The sequence below is a fragment of the Thermosphaera sp. genome (assembly GCA_038827615.1).
GTDB lineage: Archaea > Thermoproteota > Thermoprotei_A > Sulfolobales > Desulfurococcaceae > Thermosphaera.
This window is the reverse complement of the sequence record JAWBNK010000001.1, coordinates 219,422-234,130: the sequence shown is the minus strand read 5'-3', so window position 1 is coordinate 234,130 and position 14,709 is coordinate 219,422. Positions and strand designations below refer to the sequence as shown.

Below are 14,709 nucleotides of genomic sequence, written 5' to 3'. Positions count from 1 at the left end.
ATTATTAATATTCATCTGCGATAAGCCCTATTCTTTAAAAACATTTCAATTGCGATAAGAGTTCTGGACTTCAATCTTGGTGGAACATATGAGTTGGGCTGGAATCAGGCGTGAGGAAACCATTGGAGACAAGCTGAGAAAACTGTTCACTAACGACAGAGAGCCCGTTGAGAAGAAGGCCATAGTGGCTCAGTACAGGGTTAAGACAGCGATAGGGAGAATCAACGGTTACATTGAAAAGTTAGCTGAGAGGGATAGAGAACTCTTCGAAATGATAGTTGACTCGCTCTCCAGGAGGGATGAGACTAGAGCTAGAATGTATGCTCGCGAAGTCGCCGAGATAAGAAAGATCTCGAAGCAATTGCTCACTGTTCAATACGCGCTTGAACATGCTTCACTAAAGCTCGAGACTTTCGTGATATATGGTGGAGCCGTAAATGAAGTTGCACCCGTACTCGGCGTAATGAAGGAGGCTTTAGGCATACTCAAGGGAGTTGCACCCGACATATGGATTGATCTACAGTACGCGGTAAGAGAGCTTGAAAGCGCCATGGGTGCTGGAATGGTCGACTTAACCCTAGAAGTCGGAACGGGTCTCGACAGCGAAGCTAAGAAGGTGCTCGAAGAGGCAAAGGTCGTAGCTGAGCAGAAGATTAAAGAGCGCTTCGCAGAGCTACCTAGGACCGTCGGGCTTGGAGAAGGAGAGGCCTCTAAAACCACTGCCGCTCCTTAAAACACCTACGCTACGATTTTTCCAAGCTTCACATTCAAACTTTGAACAAGTTTTTGGTTTAAAACATTCTCTAGCTCATTGACAAGAATTTTTATCTCGTTATAATGTTTGACATACTCTTCTTTCTCATAAGGGTTGAACTCGATTGAAAATCCTCTGTGAACCATCTTCACCGATCCTGGAGCGAATATCGCTTTGAACCTGCTCGATGAGACTTCCACTTGACGATTAGCTGGGTCATAAGTTATCACGAATTTTCTAGGAGTCACCTTGGCTACGACCAGTTTATCCTTAATCGAGAAAGCATATAGGTATTGTGCCAGCTTTAACCCCTCTTCTATCTCTGAGATTGATTGAGCTCTTTCTCCGATAGCCTTAACGATAGTCCCTAATCTCTCGATGTCGCTTCTAACTCTTGAGATAAGACTAACCATCTTCGGGTTCATTCGACCAGTATCCTTTAACGCTTCGCTGGATATTTTATCGGCGATGTCTAACAGGGTATTAGACGCCTTCAACAACTCGCTTGATATTTTCCCCATCATACACACCAATGGTTTTAGAATAATTCCCACACCTTATAAATCTCATCAACAACATCGCTATCTATCGTAGAAATCTTCCCACCATCTACAAGCAAAAGGATCGGTTCTCCAGAGGATTCCACTCTCCCAAGGACGCTGAAATCTTTCCCATGCTTCTCGGCTATCTGCCTAGCTTGGTCAACCTTGTTCTCTGGGAGAGTAGCGATTAAGCATCCACTGCTCAATATTCTCAAAGGATCAAGCCCCATGGTCTTCACAACTTTTTCAACGACAGGGTCAAGTTTGATCATTGAAGTATTGATCACGACCTTGCTTCCACTAGCTATTGCAAGTTCTCTCAAGGCTTGGATCAAGCCTCCCTCAGTAACATCGTGCATCGAATTTACAATGCTCCTAAGCTCCAGAGCGACCTTAACCACGCTGACGTCGTATACAAACTCCCTCGCCTTAGCGATGACTTCGAGCGAAACATTCCTCCTCACCAACTCATTCTCCCAATCCCATGCAAGAACTCCTGCTCCTTCTCCGCCGATCCTACCAATGGATACTATTACGTCGCCCGGCGTAGCATCCCTTGTCATGATGACTCTTCCATTAGTGTAACCTATAGCCGTTACTATGATTATCGTCCTATCGAGTCCGGGGGTTACCTCTGTATGTCCTCCAACTGCGACCCCCTCTAATTCTTCCAGGGCTCTGCCCATGTCCTTGAAGATTAACTCAAGCTCCTCCCTACTTGCTTTGGGAGAAACCAGAACTGTTGGGAGAAACCACCGAGGGCGAACGCCCCTCACGGCGAGGTCATTAGCCGCCACGTGAATAGATAAGTAACCAGCGTGTTTAACCCCGGTCGTTATTGGATCAGAGTGGACCACCATGAAGCCCTCTCCAACTCTGACCACACCGGCGTCCTCGCCCTGGGAAGGCCCCATGACTAGATCAGGGTCTCTGATGGGAAGACTGTTCAGCAGGATCGACATTGTCCTCCAATCGAGCTTTCCGGTTTTCCCCGTCATGAAATCACCTTATCGCGCAGCCTCGTTCAGTCGTTTAAGCCTATATAGTGTTTTATAATTAGGGTTCGTAGAAAAACACTTCTTACATATGTATGCTACATTAGATAATTGTATCATACAGTCTTCACACCCCATTCTTCCACATGAAATACAATACCCAACTGAGAGCTGAGCTCTACAGAACTCGCATAATGTTGTAGCACATATAGCGCAGACGCCTCTTTCCGTGTCAAAGTGGCTTTTGCATACTTTTCTCCCACAAACCCTGCAGACGAGCTCGGCCCTTTCAACATCACAGATCTCGCAGTAACCGCTTGTCTCTCTAATCACGGCGGGGTCGCCTCGTATACCTTTGAGACGTTATCCACGTTAATCCTGAAGGCAAGCTCTTCGGATATCTCGTTTCTTTCTAGTTTTTCATTGAAAAACCGGGGAATATCCCATGGGTAGGCCGAGACACCGGGCCTCTTCGGATCGTCAATGAAGTCGGATTCCACGAGAAAGTTTTCAAAGCTCAACTGGGGAGTCGCCAGTATCTTCTCCAAGCCCGTTTTAACTGGGATAGAAGCAGGCAGTCCAAGCTTACTGCTCCACACTCCTGTCTCATAGTTCACGTGATGGAGGACCACTTTATTATTCTTACATGATAGTCTCTCCAAGATTTTCTTAACACTGAAAACGGTAACCCAGCCGCCCTGTTCCAAGTGTAAGTGAACCACACACCCGTAGTCACAGGATAGCTCGAGAGCTTCCGTCATGATTAATTCCGAGAGGACGGTTCTATCCGGGCTGGTCCCATAGTGTTGCCTCCCTACTTCGCCTATGCCGTTTATCAAACCCCTCTTCAAGTAATCTTCTATAATCTTAAGCACTTCAACCGATAATTCATAAACCTCTTTTTTGCTTAACCCTCTTCTCAAATACTCGTCTATCTCGCTTGGGTGAAACCCGGCTAGGACACGCACCACTAAACCCTCGTGCCTGGCTGCTTCAGCCTCCCTAACCACTAAGTCTAAAACCTTTCTATAAGATTCCTGTGAAGCATCGCTGAAACCATAGTAGTGTGGCGGAAGCGCCACGAGAGTTATGAACCAGCCTCCCTCCTTCCTAAACTTCTTAGCGATCTTTTCAGCGCCGAGACCGTAGACAGGATTTGAGTGCAAGTGAGCATCTGCGAAGATCAAGGCCCTAAGACCTCCCTGTTTAAATGAGGGTTTGAAGACATAATATAGGTTAGGATGCTATCATGGAGTCGAGCGATGCTTTAGAGATCAGAATAAGGATTTCGAAAGACGTATTCGATAAGCTGGCATCTCTAGCCGAGAGAAAAGGATACAAGGATGTTTCAACATACATCGAGGACCTCCTGAGGCGTCACGCTACCGGCGTTGAATCTCCGAAAGAATACGATTTAGAGAAGATGTGGCCAAGGATTGAACGAAGGATTCAAGACGAGCTAAACAAGTCCTTATCAGTCATAGATTCCCTTAGAAGGCAAGTCTCCGAGCTCTACGAGAGGCTTGACCATGTTGAATCACTCGTGAAAGACCTCTCCGCTAAGCAACTTGAAGCTAAACCGTCTGGGATGGTTCAGCGGGGTAAGGCTTATAAGACAGGGATAGAAAGACTGCGCGAGGATAAAATCTTATTCGAGAGCACCCTGCCCCCGAGGATTCAGCGAGATGCTTTCTTCTCATATCTCGAAAGGGAGGGAGCTGTAGTGTTAAAGCTCAGCCGAGAGAGAATAGCAGTCGACAGGGAATTCTGGAACGAGTTCAAAGGAAGGTTATTCCAGGCCTTGACGAGCAATAAGGATGAAGAGATCAAGCAAGTTCTTGGTGAGAAAGGCTACGCGTTGTGGAGAGCGCTTTACGATGACAACCTCATAATCTTTGACCCCAAGACCAAGGCTTGGAGACAATTATTCAAGGACCCTGCATAGGGGAAAATCATTGTTGAAAAAATACTATTATCGTGAACTATTGAAAATGGTAGATATACTTGATAACGGAGCTATCCTTCTAGGCAAGAATATATCTGTTGATGGTCATGGCGGCAAGCGTATAAGGGTAGTGACTCACGCACACTCAGACCATTTAAATCAGCTTGTTGAAAGCGTGAGGGAGTCGGAAGTCATTTTAGCCACCCCTATAACGCTCGAAATGATCCAATTATTGGGATACGTGAGCAGATCATACATCCCATTATTCAAATCCAAGGCTAAAGCATTAAACTACTACACGGTTTACTCCACTGATGTTGAAAAAATCACTCTCTTGCCCGCTGAACACATTGTGGGCTCTGCACAAGTATTAGTGGAATATAATGGGTTCAAGTTAGGATACACGGGAGACTTCAAGCTAACCAGCGATACTCCCATAATGAAGAACCTCGATCTCCTCGTCATCGAAGCTACTTATGGGAATCCCAATCATAGAAGACCATTCAAAGACCACGTTCCTGACATACTGTATGAGCTCGTCGACTACGGATTATCGTATTACGGAAGAGTCGTGATTTACGGTTACCACGGCAAGCTACAGGAGGCGATGAGGATCCTCAGGGCTAAGGGAATTAATGAGCCATTCGTGTTGACCGAGAAAGTATTCGAGATCACTAAAGCCCTTGAGAAGTATGGAATAAAGATAGAAAACGTGTTTAAAGAGGGAAGTTATAGGGAACGCGAAAGGTACATTGTTTTTAAACATATGATGGCTGCTTCTAAAAGAAGACTAGACGGCTCTGCACTTCACGTTGTTCTCAGTGGCTGGGAGTTTCGTGAACCTTTCAAACGAATAGATGATCACAGCTACTTGGTTGCCTTAAGTGATCACAGTGATTTCGACGACTTGGTAAAATACGTTGAGCTAGCTAAACCCAACCTAGTCGCTGTTGACGCATCGAGGGATGGAGATCCTTACTCCCTTGCCAAATCCTTGAGGGAAAGAGGATATTGCACGATAATTCTCCCAGGCAACGGCGAGACACAAGTGGAGGAGCTGTGTACATGAGTCGTACAATAGTTGTGAAACACCACATGATCAACACGATGATCATGGGACCTGGGGGAAGCGAGTACGTTACTCTTGAAACCGCAATTGCTTTCGCTAAGAAGGGTTTTCAAGTTTACATTGATTCGTGGACTCTTCGAAACCCCCACGACTTGCTGAATATTTCAAAATTTTTTGGAATAGAGCCCGATGAGCTGGAAAACTATGATATAGGTCTTGGAGAACCGAGCGAAAAACCAGTATTAACGATCAACACTAGCGGAGATGCTTTGTCCGGTGTGGGAGATATAATATATTTCCATTACCCGAGCCTACTACCCCACGACACGTATTATCCGGGACTCAAAGGGATCGGCCGCTTGATAGGTAAAACATACTCGTTGCTTAACGCTGTAGCCTTCCCATACGTTTTTAGAAGAGCTAAAGGTCATATTGCGAATTCAACGTTCACAGCTGAATTTTTGAAGAAGTACTATGGGATCAGCCCCATCATAATTCACCCGCCGGCGAATCTAAAGCAACTACTCTTAGCGAAACCCATAGGGTTTAACGAGAGAAAACCTCAAGTTATAACAGTATCGAGGATCAGCCCCGAGAAAATGCCTGAGAGAGCCATTAAGTTGGCCACTCTGCTTAAAAACAGTGGAGTCAATTTCAAAGTAATCCTAGCTGGTTCATTATCAAAACACAACGATGACTTGTACAAGGATCTGGAGAGATCCATAGAAACCGGCGGGCTTGAGGATCATATCGAGATTATACCGAATATTTCTAGACAAGACCTCCTTAGGCTTTATCGAGAGTCCTTCGCATACGTACATCTAACACCTAAGGAGCACTTCGGTATATCGATTGTTGAAGCAATGGCCGCCGCAACCCCCGTTATCGCTCCCTCAGACAGTGGTGGTTGGACTGATATTGGAGAGTATAATAGCAATATAGTGAAACCCTATGATACTCTCAAAGAGGTCGTCCAGATACTAATCAGCTTGAGTAGAGATCAAAGGGAATGGGAGAAATTAAGCGCTAATGCTAGAACTAGGGCTTTCTTCTTCGACAGGGAATCCTTCCATTTCAAAGTATATCAGGCCCTGCGGAGATACGTTTTGAAGGAATGAAGATAAATTGCGGACCTGAACCGTGATGAAGAAGAGCCGTTCGGACCGTAGACTGCTTCAGCTGTAACTTGAGATCTCGTAAGACGCCGACATTAAAAGAGTAGCATACGGACCCTTTCAGGACACCTGTATCGAAACAGCCTCATCGTAATTGCGGAAGCTGATAAAACGAAGCTGAGCCTAATCTTGAGGTTAAACATCAGAGTTGGCTGAAGAGGAGGCAAATCACGGATCTTCACTCATGGAGTAAAAATCTCGTAAACAACTCGACTGTTACGCGGGCTATGAGATAGCGTTCCTTCATTATGAACGAAGACAGAGAGGACGGCGCACGTGTATTGAATAATATCCCGATACATATGCGACGAGCTCGCGTTCAGAGTAGGAGGAAACGCCTTAGGCTCTAATCAATTTTCAATGAATCCCGTATTATACTAGAGAGTAATTTTGGATTAAATCCTGCCAAGTAAGAAAGTCTTGGGTCTTATACCGCTCTCTAATCTTTCTGACATCGGAGCGAGTTCTTCGTCGAAAGTATCAATACTCTTGTATCCTCAATAAGCCTCGCCGCAACATCGACCTTGTGTCTCAAACCAGGTGTTATTGCATCGGGATAGTCGAGGCGTTTTAGATTCTCATATATCAGCTCCATCACCTTCAGAAAATTAGAGGCCTCCTCCACCTTTGCTTCGTCCAACAAGTCTACAACATGTCTCCTCAGCTCTCCCACGACGTCACCAAGCCCTTGAAGATATGCTGGGACAGGAACCCCTATCTCGGTAATAGAAGGCATTTTCTTCTTTAAAATCAAACTATAAACGACCAATGCCTCAGCATACTCGCTGAAAGCATTATACGCTAACCCGGAATAGAGGAGGTCAGTGTGGTTTAAGAGGAGCCTCATCAGCTCCTCCTTCCTTAAATTCAGGATTTGTAAGGTCTCATCGGCTTCATTGAATCTCCTGTTGTGCACCATTGAAATCAAGTCCCCTGCCCTCCTCACGATCTCCCTCGACAATCTAATAGCCTCCTCTCTAACCCTGTCCTTCTCATCGAGTGTTTTTGCTACAAACTCCATGTCAACTCTTAAAACCTGTAGTACTTGCAACTCGAGACCCAAGACCCGCACCATTGTAGATTATATCTTGGTAAAACTTATAAGAAACCCTAAATCTACATTTAAAATGGATCCCGCGGTAGCTCAGCGGCAGAGCGCCCGGCTGTAGTGGGAGCCGCAGGCACCGGGTGGCCGGGGGTTCAATTCCCCCCCGCGGGATCCTTTAAATCGCATTCTTCGGCGTGGTTTGGTGAATAGTTTTAGGGCTTTTCTGAGGTCGCTTTCAAAATCTTAAAAGCTGTTCTCCTGGATTTTGTCCTCACCAAGACGAAGCCTCCGTGTTCTTGGATTAGACATTTGTCATCTAAGTGCTTGATTATCCTGTTGAAGTCGTCTATTCTGATTTTCACGATATAATATCCCTCAGGATCTTTTTGCCCGAGCAAGGCCGAACACCTTGAATGGGCCCGCGGGGACTTGAACCCCGGGCCTCCGCCTCTCCCAGCAGGGCTTGTAAGGGCGGCGTCCTTACCAGGCTAGACGACGGGCCCTCTATCCGAGTCAAGATTTAATGATGCTTCCCAGGGGTTAAAATCTTTCAACCCCGTTTAAATACTCGACTCCATATATAAGAGACTCGAGAGTGAAATCTTGAAACCCGAGAATTTAAGCATTCTATTGATCGCGATTGGGATAATTCTAGTCGGACTCGGCGTATCCCTGGCCATAATACAATTTTATACTTATACACCCATAATCTCTCAATCCAATATTGATGAAGCGATGACGAGCATTCTAACCGAGCTACTTAGCCTAGTGGCAAGGCTTGGCTTCATAGGACTAATCATATACGCTGGGGGTTTAACCCTGAAAAACGGGGTCCACACGCTTCTCGAGCTCCGCAGGATTGAAAAAGGTGTTTCAATACGTATGGAGTCTTCAAAGCAGGGCTAATGATACTGCTGTCTTTTACGATCGTCGGATTAACCTATCCCCTAGTAGCGTTTGTACAGGATGTTTCAAGCGCAAGCAGTGAGATCTTCAAAATAGAACCCGTTAGAGGTGCAGACCATTGCCAAATAAATGTGCACTACGAGGGTACTGTATTGTTGAAGAATTTCACATTATGGATGGGGAATCATAGCATCCTGATCGGAGACTTGGAAAAGGGCTCCGTGAAAAACGTAACCGTGGACTGTAGTTATATGGAGGAGCCGAATAAATTGTCGTTCACGATAGGGGGACTATATCCTGTTGAATTAGAGTTCAAAAGAAGCGGTGAGAGTGTTTGAAAAAGTCAATGAAGCAAACTAAGCAGATCGCGGTCAACGCATTCAAGGAGGTTTTTGTTGGAGCAGTTCAATACACTGTATACTTAATATTGATCCCCGCGGTTTTAAGGAGTCTGGGGCTTGACTTAGGGCTGGATGCTGCCTGGATATCCTTGTACTTCACAATAGTTATAATTCTCTCCGTAATCACTGGCTGGTTGAAACATCATCCCATCTCAATTGGTTTCAAACTACTCAGGAGCGTTATTATCGTATACGTCTTTTTAACAGCTCTGAACCACGGGTTAATTGAACACCTTTTTGATGGCTTGGTAGTCCGAATCAATTTCTCGATACTGGTGTACGCCTTAGCTACGTTTACCGTGGTTCACTCACTCCTCTCCTCCATTGACGACATGCTAAGGGCCGTTGACAGATATATATAACCATGCAAAACATTAATTAAAATACTGGAGTAGTTGAAAACGAGGGGATGTGTATTGGCTGAGAGGGCCGTTGACGAGATGCTAAGAAAGTACTTAGGTATTAGCGCCCCGAGACTGTTGATCGGTATCATAATGCTATTGTTCGGCATAATAATATGGATTTGGCCGGATCTAGTTGCGATCTTGATAGCAATATATCTAATAATCAATGGAGTCCTCGTCCTTGTTGACGAATTATTGAGGGGAAGAGCATTAAAGAAGAAATAGTTCTCTGTTTTTCACAACTATTTCCCATCATGATCGTAGAGTCTCTCTAATCTAAGTTCAATATTTTTCAAATTCTTCCTCACTCGAAGCTCAAATCTCTTCAAATACAATGATAAAAACCCTAATAGCAAAGAATTAAACCCCGTCATTGTTAATCCTATTGCTATCAATCCTTTAACGTGGTAGGTTATTCCAGTGAAAATGTAGTGGTAGCCAACATACGCTCCGAGAATGAGTCCTGGGATCAGAAGCAGGCTCGCGGATAGAAGGAGGAGCGCAACGGGATTATACCTCCAGGCTGTTTTCACTAGATCCCACGTTATCTTGAAGCCGTCTAAGGCTTTTAGCTTCTTAACTCCGATTCTCCCCCTGTATTCGATCTCCTCCTCACAAACCTCCAATCCATTACCGGCGAAATGTGAAGCCAGCTCTACTTCTATACTGAAACCTTCCGTCTCATGTAGCGCGTCGGTTAACTCTTTCAGATCGACGAGGTACATTCCCGTTAGAACATCCCTCAGCCTCGTCCCAAAGAACAAGTTGAAAAGCCATGTGATAATTCTATTTCCAACTCTATTGAGAGGTGGAATGTTCTCTCTCCCTCTGACCCGTGCTCCGAGGACTTCCGAACAACCCTCTTCTACCCTCCAAAGCAACCTTGGAATAACCCCAGCTGGATATGTGTAGTCTCCATCCATTATTACAGCGTACCTTGTAGGCGCCCTCCTCAAGCCCTCTCTAACAGCATCCGCCTTACCTTTTCCGTTTTGATGAATAACTTTAACCCCGAGGTCCATCGCAATCTTGTCCGTACCATCCGTGCTGTGGCCATCAACCACTATTATATTCTCCTTGGGCACCCCCGCCTCTGATAGCTCGCTTATGACTAGAGGGATTGAGTCTCTCTCATTCAAGGTGGGAATAATCACAGTGACATTTCTTAGGTCTTGGTGGATAAAAACCACCTGTATATATTAAAATATGAGCGACCCCGGATTTTAAGCCTCATCATATTTAATCTTGAAGATGGTTGTATAAGATACACTATTCCTAAATCCTATGATAACTGAGTTGTTTGAGAATGAAGTCTTGGATGAAAGCATAGTTTTTATATTTGCTAGTACAAATACATCCTGGTGGTAAGTATGAAACCCAAGGAGATGGTGGGGCTAATAATAACCATCATAGCGATAATCATTCTCTTCTACACGTTCATATCCACAGGGGGTGTAGTAACGGGCGACAACGCAACACTGGCGGCGACCGCAGGGTTCATATTAATATTGCTCGGACCATGGCTATGGCTCGGCGAAGTACCCGTAGCCATCAAGAAGTTCATAGAGGCTAAAACAGGCACTAAAACAGAGAGCAGGTGAGACCATGTATCCAATACTCATTCTCATTGTGGTCTTAATCGTCTACGCATTAGCCTACATATTCTACGGTAAAAAGGTTCTGGAGAGACGCGTCGTCAAGGCCGATGCATCAAAACCCACCCCAGCCGTCTCTAAGTTCGATGGAGTAGACTACGTCCCAGCGAACAAGTACGTTCTCTATGGACACCACTTCGCCTCCATTGCTGGAGCCGGGCCGATCACGGGCCCAGCATTAGCTTTGAACTGGGGGTGGGGACTACCACTTATATGGGTTTTATTCGGCAACGTGTTCATCGGAGCAGTTCACGACTACTTAGCAATAATGTCCAGCGTTAGGCACGGTGGAATATCAGTAATGAGTGTTTCAGAATCCACCATGGGCAGGAGGGCAAGGTACATATTTCTAGCTTACTCATGGTTCGCCCTAGTATTGGTTCTCGCCGCATTCCTCAGCGTGGCGTCATCAACGTTCGTTAGCACTCCCTCAGCAGCCACGGTTGCAGTATTCTACATGCCGCTGGCATTGTTTTTCGGAGTCCTAGTATACAGGGCGGGAGTCAACATTAAGACTGCTACAGTGATCGCTTTAATTCTCGAGGTAGCGCTCATATTCTTAAGCTACAACACCAAGCTTGTTCTTCCATACGAGACCTGGGTCTTAATCTTAACGCTATATGGTTTTATAGCCGCTTCACTGCCTGTCTGGTACCTGCTACAGCCCAGAGACTACTTGAACGCCTACTTATTATGGGGATTTGTCGCCCTAGCGATTGTTGTGCCTCTCGCAATCCCCGTGATAGGGCTAACGGGGCCCCTTATCACGAGCTTCACCGCTAAGGGCACTACGATAGGAGCCATATCAGGTACTCCGCCGGCTGGATGGGACATCGCTTGGTTCTGGCCGACTGTCCCCTTAACTATCGCTTGTGGAGCGCTATCAGGTTTCCACTCTCTGGTAGGCTCCGGCACGACCTCGAAGCAATTAGCCAACGAGCTCGATGCCCTCCTCGTTGGGTATGGAGGAATGTTAACTGAGGGTGCCGTGTCATCCCTAGCAGTAATACTTCCAGCGGCTATTGTCTGGGACTTTTCGGCGTTCGCAGCGAACGCAGGGTTGACTGTAAACGCGCTGACCAATGCCGGAATCAATATCACGGCAACACCGAATATATTAAAACTTGGAGGAGTACCCAGATTCACCACGTCCTACGGGCTAGTACAAGCTTTAGTGTGGTCAAGGATCATGGGCGTTGAAAACTTCCCCACGCTCTACAAGGGCTTCTCAACCTTCGCGGCGTGGACTCTGTCGGCGTTCGTCCTCACCACTCTTGACACTGCGAACAGACTCGCCAGATTCGCTTGGATGGAGATGTTCGACTGGGTGAAGAATAGAAATGTAAGCTTCCATAAATTGCTGACAAACAGGTGGGTAGCATCACTGATACCTATTCTAATTGGCGCTGTGATGGCTTACCCGCAAATACCAGACCCGGTAAATCCGGGTAGAAACATCTACGCGTACCAGGTAATTTGGCCAGCATTCGCTGGGACCAATCAGCTCCTTGCGGCAATAGCCCTATTGACTGAGGCGCTCTGGGTGTACGCCGTGCTCAAAGTGCGCGGGAGAGTGAGCTACTTAATAATGATTCCCGCGGCGTTCCTCTGGTTCACTGTGACAGCTGCCCTGTTTGTGTGGCTGATCTATATTGTGCCGTATCTGCCAACCCTATATATTGGAACCACGGGATTAATCGTTGCAGTCTCGTTAGGGCTCGACATACTCTTGATAACGCTGTTCGTTAGAGCGTTAAGACAGGCCCCTAGGGCTTAGGTTTAAAATGGTGTAATCTTTTTTCTAAACACGTCACTCATTGGTGTGCTTAATGATCCTGGATAGGTTGAAGCTAATTATCATGAATTTTTTCCTATTCATCAAGGGTTTAAACCAAGCCATACTAGAGCAGAGCGTCGAAGCCCTGGAGATCGAGTACGTTGAACTGGAGAACGCGTTTTTAACGATTCTTTTTGGACCGCTAATAGGAGTAAAGACAACCCCAGCACTGCTCAGCTTAGAAATCCTGGGCACTGTTAAGGATGAGATAAGCATCCTTGAGACGAGAGGAGTGAAGGGAGAGGACGTTTTAGGAGATCTAATGGCTGCGTTGGGAGGCGAGTGGTGATGAGTCTGCTAAACCTTCTATCACCATACGAGTGTTGCCCCCACTTGGTATTCGTCATAGGCAAGGGAGGCGTGGGTAAAACAACAGTTTCACTACTATTCGGGCTCATCTTGTCGAGGATTGGAAACACTTTGGTGCTGAGTCTAGATCCGGCTAAACACCTAGTAAGGTACGTTGGCGAGGAGATCTTGGGTAGAGAGGCTCGGATTAGAGAGGGTCTGGTCCTAAAACAACTCGATGTGGATATGGAAGTAGCTCGAGAATTGAACCGGCATGCAAGCATGATTAAGGATATGCTTCCATCTTTGAAAGTTTTAAACATAGAGAATGTGGTAGACGTTGTGAAATACATGCCGGGGGTTGAAGAGGAGGTCTTTTTGAGGATTCTTCAAGAAACGTACGAGCACGTCAAATACGAGTTCATCGTGATCGATACTCCCCCCACCGGAGTAACGCTGAGAACTCTATACTTGCCCAAGCTCTACGAGATATGGATAGAAAAACTCATCGAAGTCAGGGGTAAGATATTATCGCTCAAGTATGCGATCGCAAAGACTCTTGGACGCGAACCCGAGGTCAAAGATAAGGCGCTCACGCTCCTAACAGAGATGAGGGAGAAGTATTCAACCCTAGTCAATGTTCTCAAAGATTCATCTAAAACATCATACACGATCGTAGCAACGCCAGAACCCCTCCCCGTCTACGAGCTCAAGGAGACCATCAACTTCCTTAGACTAAAGTTGAATACTAGTCCTAAGATACTCGTATTAAACAAGATACTGCCGGCAGAGGTCGCAGATAGAATGGGGCTTAGGGAGCAACAGGAAGCAATAATGTCGGAGCTCTCCTCTTACAACATTCCGTTGCTGTCGATAAGCTACTTGGGGAAGCCGACTGAAAGCCTTGAAGATATCGCTGAACTAGAGAATTTAGTGAAGGTGGTTTCATGAGCCTCGATGAGTTCCTCATAATATATGGAATCATAATCGTATTAGCCGTTCTCGGAGCGGCGTCCGCGATATGGTTCTTCCGATTTCGACGAAAACTGATCGTTTTTCTTAGAGATACAACCATTCTACTAGAGAAACACTTCAACCCATCATCCAAGGAGTATCAGTGGCTAGGATACCTAGTGGGATATAAGGCTAGATACGTCCTTCCGGGCAAGCATCAAGTATACGTGCTGGTGACAACTGTTCCTAGGCACTCTCTGATCTACTATCCGATAGCCAAAATAGCTGGGAGAAAGGACAGGCTCGAGATAGCTGTTAAGCCGGCTGACAGCACTGTGCCAGGCGAGGTCTACCTGGTTAAGAAGAACAGCGTGATTGATAAAGCCGTTTTAAAACACTCCGCTGGCGATAGGTTGAACCAGTTGTTTGTGAAGAACTTTAAAGGTTACTACGATTACTTAATCTACTATAGCGATGAAAAACTATACGACAAGGTGATCGAACTCGCCGGTAGGACCAGCCTCCCGGTAACGTTGATAATGGCGTCCCCGAAAGAAAACCTCGTATCAGTCGCTTACGACCTCTCACTGGGAAATCTGGAAGAGTTTCTAAAATTCCACGGTATTGTTGTTAAAGAATTAACGGTCAAGAAAACTCCAAAGAAGTAGTCAGCTCTGAATAAATATACATGCTTTTTATTCAAGTCTCCATTAGTTATTTAAATAGAGGTAATCCG

The 14,709-nt window shown here is 45.9% G+C and carries 19 protein-coding genes and 2 tRNA genes; 14 read left to right on the top strand and 7 right to left on the bottom strand.

Going from position 1 to position 14,709, the window contains the following annotated elements:
• Positions 1-88 precede the first annotated feature (88 nt).
• Positions 89-733, top strand: coding sequence for a Snf7 family protein (locus tag QXH45_01410; GenBank protein MEM2077906.1), 645 nt, complete (start codon positions 89-91; stop codon positions 731-733).
• A 5-nt stretch (positions 734-738) separates the two neighbouring features.
• Here the strand turns inward: QXH45_01410 and QXH45_01405 are convergent, their stop codons facing one another.
• The 3 genes from QXH45_01405 to QXH45_01395 all read right to left on the bottom strand — a co-directional run bounded on the left by QXH45_01405 (position 739) and on the right by QXH45_01395 (position 3,478).
• A complete protein-coding gene (locus QXH45_01405; GenBank protein MEM2077905.1) occupies positions 739-1,275 on the bottom strand; it encodes a hypothetical protein in 537 nt (178 codons plus the stop codon).
• 17 nt (positions 1,276-1,292) lie between these two features.
• Positions 1,293-2,294 (bottom strand): AIR synthase-related protein, encoded by a 1,002-nt coding sequence (locus tag QXH45_01400; GenBank protein ID MEM2077904.1) that lies wholly within the window; start codon positions 2,292-2,294, stop codon positions 1,293-1,295.
• 326 nt (positions 2,295-2,620) lie between these two features.
• Positions 2,621-3,478: a TatD family hydrolase gene (locus QXH45_01395; GenBank protein ID MEM2077903.1), complete on the bottom strand. Its 858-nt coding sequence runs from the start codon at positions 3,476-3,478 to the stop codon at positions 2,621-2,623.
• A gap of 62 nt (positions 3,479-3,540) precedes the next feature.
• Here QXH45_01395 and QXH45_01390 point away from each other — a divergent pair, with 62 nt between their 5' ends.
• From QXH45_01390 to QXH45_01380, 3 genes are read left to right on the top strand one after another with little or no spacing between them, the layout of a single operon-like run.
• On the top strand, positions 3,541-4,236 hold the full coding sequence (locus QXH45_01390) for a CopG family transcriptional regulator (protein MEM2077902.1): 696 nt from the start codon (positions 3,541-3,543) through the stop codon (positions 4,234-4,236).
• Positions 4,187-5,305, top strand: a complete 1,119-nt coding sequence (locus QXH45_01385) for an MBL fold metallo-hydrolase (protein MEM2077901.1) — start codon at positions 4,187-4,189, stop codon at positions 5,303-5,305. Before QXH45_01390 ends, QXH45_01385 begins: the two co-directional genes overlap by 50 nt.
• Positions 5,302-6,423 carry a glycosyltransferase family 4 protein gene (locus QXH45_01380; GenBank protein MEM2077900.1) on the top strand — a complete coding sequence of 374 codons (1,122 nt, stop codon included), beginning with the start codon at positions 5,302-5,304 and terminating at the stop codon, positions 6,421-6,423. Before QXH45_01385 ends, QXH45_01380 begins: the two co-directional genes overlap by 4 nt.
• Positions 6,424-6,919: 496 nt before the next feature.
• Here the strand turns inward: QXH45_01380 and QXH45_01375 are convergent, their stop codons facing one another.
• On the bottom strand, positions 6,920-7,543 hold the full coding sequence (locus QXH45_01375) for a haloacid dehalogenase (GenBank protein MEM2077899.1): 624 nt from the start codon (positions 7,541-7,543) through the stop codon (positions 6,920-6,922).
• A 70-nt stretch (positions 7,544-7,613) separates the two neighbouring features.
• Here QXH45_01375 and QXH45_01370 point away from each other — a divergent pair.
• A tRNA-Tyr gene (locus tag QXH45_01370) sits at positions 7,614-7,699 on the top strand.
• A 41-nt stretch (positions 7,700-7,740) separates the two neighbouring features.
• On the opposite strand, the gene QXH45_01365 is transcribed toward QXH45_01370, so the two are convergent.
• Together QXH45_01365 and QXH45_01360 are read right to left on the bottom strand one after the other, a co-directional pair.
• Positions 7,741-7,926 carry a hypothetical protein gene (locus QXH45_01365; GenBank protein ID MEM2077898.1) on the bottom strand — a complete coding sequence of 62 codons (186 nt, stop codon included), beginning with the start codon at positions 7,924-7,926 and terminating at the stop codon, positions 7,741-7,743.
• 16 nt (positions 7,927-7,942) lie between these two features.
• Positions 7,943-8,031, bottom strand: a tRNA-Val gene (locus QXH45_01360).
• A gap of 100 nt (positions 8,032-8,131) precedes the next feature.
• Between QXH45_01360 and QXH45_01355 the strand changes: the two genes are divergently transcribed.
• Genes QXH45_01355 through QXH45_01340 form a run of 4 tightly spaced genes read left to right on the top strand, consistent with a single transcriptional unit; the run spans position 8,132 to position 9,464 of the window.
• Positions 8,132-8,434: a hypothetical protein gene (locus QXH45_01355; protein MEM2077897.1), complete on the top strand. Its 303-nt coding sequence runs from the start codon at positions 8,132-8,134 to the stop codon at positions 8,432-8,434.
• Positions 8,434-8,772, top strand: a complete 339-nt coding sequence (locus tag QXH45_01350) for a hypothetical protein (GenBank protein MEM2077896.1) — start codon at positions 8,434-8,436, stop codon at positions 8,770-8,772. Before QXH45_01355 ends, QXH45_01350 begins: the two co-directional genes overlap by 1 nt.
• Positions 8,769-9,197, top strand: coding sequence for a hypothetical protein (locus QXH45_01345; protein MEM2077895.1), 429 nt, complete (start codon positions 8,769-8,771; stop codon positions 9,195-9,197). The genes QXH45_01350 and QXH45_01345 overlap by 4 nt, the downstream gene beginning before the upstream one ends.
• Positions 9,198-9,251: 54 nt before the next feature.
• Positions 9,252-9,464, top strand: a complete 213-nt coding sequence (locus QXH45_01340) for a DUF3096 domain-containing protein (GenBank protein ID MEM2077894.1) — start codon at positions 9,252-9,254, stop codon at positions 9,462-9,464.
• A 17-nt stretch (positions 9,465-9,481) separates the two neighbouring features.
• Here the strand turns inward: QXH45_01340 and QXH45_01335 are convergent, their stop codons facing one another.
• A complete protein-coding gene (locus tag QXH45_01335; protein MEM2077893.1) occupies positions 9,482-10,393 on the bottom strand; it encodes a glycosyltransferase family 2 protein in 912 nt (303 codons plus the stop codon).
• Positions 10,394-10,609: 216 nt separating this feature from the next.
• Between QXH45_01335 and QXH45_01330 the strand changes: the two genes are divergently transcribed.
• The 5 genes from QXH45_01330 to QXH45_01310 are packed head-to-tail and all read left to right on the top strand — an operon-like array spanning position 10,610 to position 14,641.
• Positions 10,610-10,840 (top strand): hypothetical protein, encoded by a 231-nt coding sequence (locus QXH45_01330; GenBank protein ID MEM2077892.1) that lies wholly within the window; start codon positions 10,610-10,612, stop codon positions 10,838-10,840.
• Positions 10,841-10,844: 4 nt separating this feature from the next.
• Positions 10,845-12,671 (top strand): carbon starvation protein A, encoded by a 1,827-nt coding sequence (locus QXH45_01325; protein MEM2077891.1) that lies wholly within the window; start codon positions 10,845-10,847, stop codon positions 12,669-12,671.
• A 52-nt stretch (positions 12,672-12,723) separates the two neighbouring features.
• The gene (locus QXH45_01320) at positions 12,724-13,020 is read left to right on the top strand and encodes a hypothetical protein (protein MEM2077890.1); all 297 of its coding nucleotides are present in this window, start codon (positions 12,724-12,726) and stop codon (positions 13,018-13,020) included.
• On the top strand, positions 13,020-13,970 hold the full coding sequence (locus QXH45_01315) for a TRC40/GET3/ArsA family transport-energizing ATPase (protein MEM2077889.1): 951 nt from the start codon (positions 13,020-13,022) through the stop codon (positions 13,968-13,970). Before QXH45_01320 ends, QXH45_01315 begins: the two co-directional genes overlap by 1 nt.
• Positions 13,967-14,641: a hypothetical protein gene (locus QXH45_01310; protein ID MEM2077888.1), complete on the top strand. Its 675-nt coding sequence runs from the start codon at positions 13,967-13,969 to the stop codon at positions 14,639-14,641. The genes QXH45_01315 and QXH45_01310 overlap by 4 nt, the downstream gene beginning before the upstream one ends.
• Positions 14,642-14,709: the final 68 nt, after the last annotated feature.

What these genes read in the sequence shown, in the direction of transcription:
- QXH45_01410 (MEM2077906.1), top strand. Translation starts at nt 89, where the DNA reads ATGAGTTGGGCTGGAATCAGGCGTGAGGAAACCATTGGAGACAAGCTG.
- QXH45_01405 (MEM2077905.1), bottom strand. Translation starts at nt 1,275, where the DNA reads ATGGGGAAAATATCAAGCGAGTTGTTGAAGGCGTCTAATACCCTGTTA.
- QXH45_01400 (MEM2077904.1), bottom strand. Translation starts at nt 2,294, where the DNA reads ATGACGGGGAAAACCGGAAAGCTCGATTGGAGGACAATGTCGATCCTG.
- QXH45_01390 (MEM2077902.1), top strand. Translation starts at nt 3,541, where the DNA reads ATGGAGTCGAGCGATGCTTTAGAGATCAGAATAAGGATTTCGAAAGAC.
- QXH45_01380 (MEM2077900.1), top strand. Translation starts at nt 5,302, where the DNA reads ATGAGTCGTACAATAGTTGTGAAACACCACATGATCAACACGATGATC.
- QXH45_01350 (MEM2077896.1), top strand. Translation starts at nt 8,434, where the DNA reads ATGATACTGCTGTCTTTTACGATCGTCGGATTAACCTATCCCCTAGTA.
- QXH45_01330 (MEM2077892.1), top strand. Translation starts at nt 10,610, where the DNA reads ATGAAACCCAAGGAGATGGTGGGGCTAATAATAACCATCATAGCGATA.
- QXH45_01325 (MEM2077891.1), top strand. Translation starts at nt 10,845, where the DNA reads ATGTATCCAATACTCATTCTCATTGTGGTCTTAATCGTCTACGCATTA.
- QXH45_01320 (MEM2077890.1), top strand. Translation starts at nt 12,724, where the DNA reads ATGATCCTGGATAGGTTGAAGCTAATTATCATGAATTTTTTCCTATTC.
- QXH45_01315 (MEM2077889.1), top strand. Translation starts at nt 13,020, where the DNA reads ATGAGTCTGCTAAACCTTCTATCACCATACGAGTGTTGCCCCCACTTG.
- QXH45_01310 (MEM2077888.1), top strand. Translation starts at nt 13,967, where the DNA reads ATGAGCCTCGATGAGTTCCTCATAATATATGGAATCATAATCGTATTA.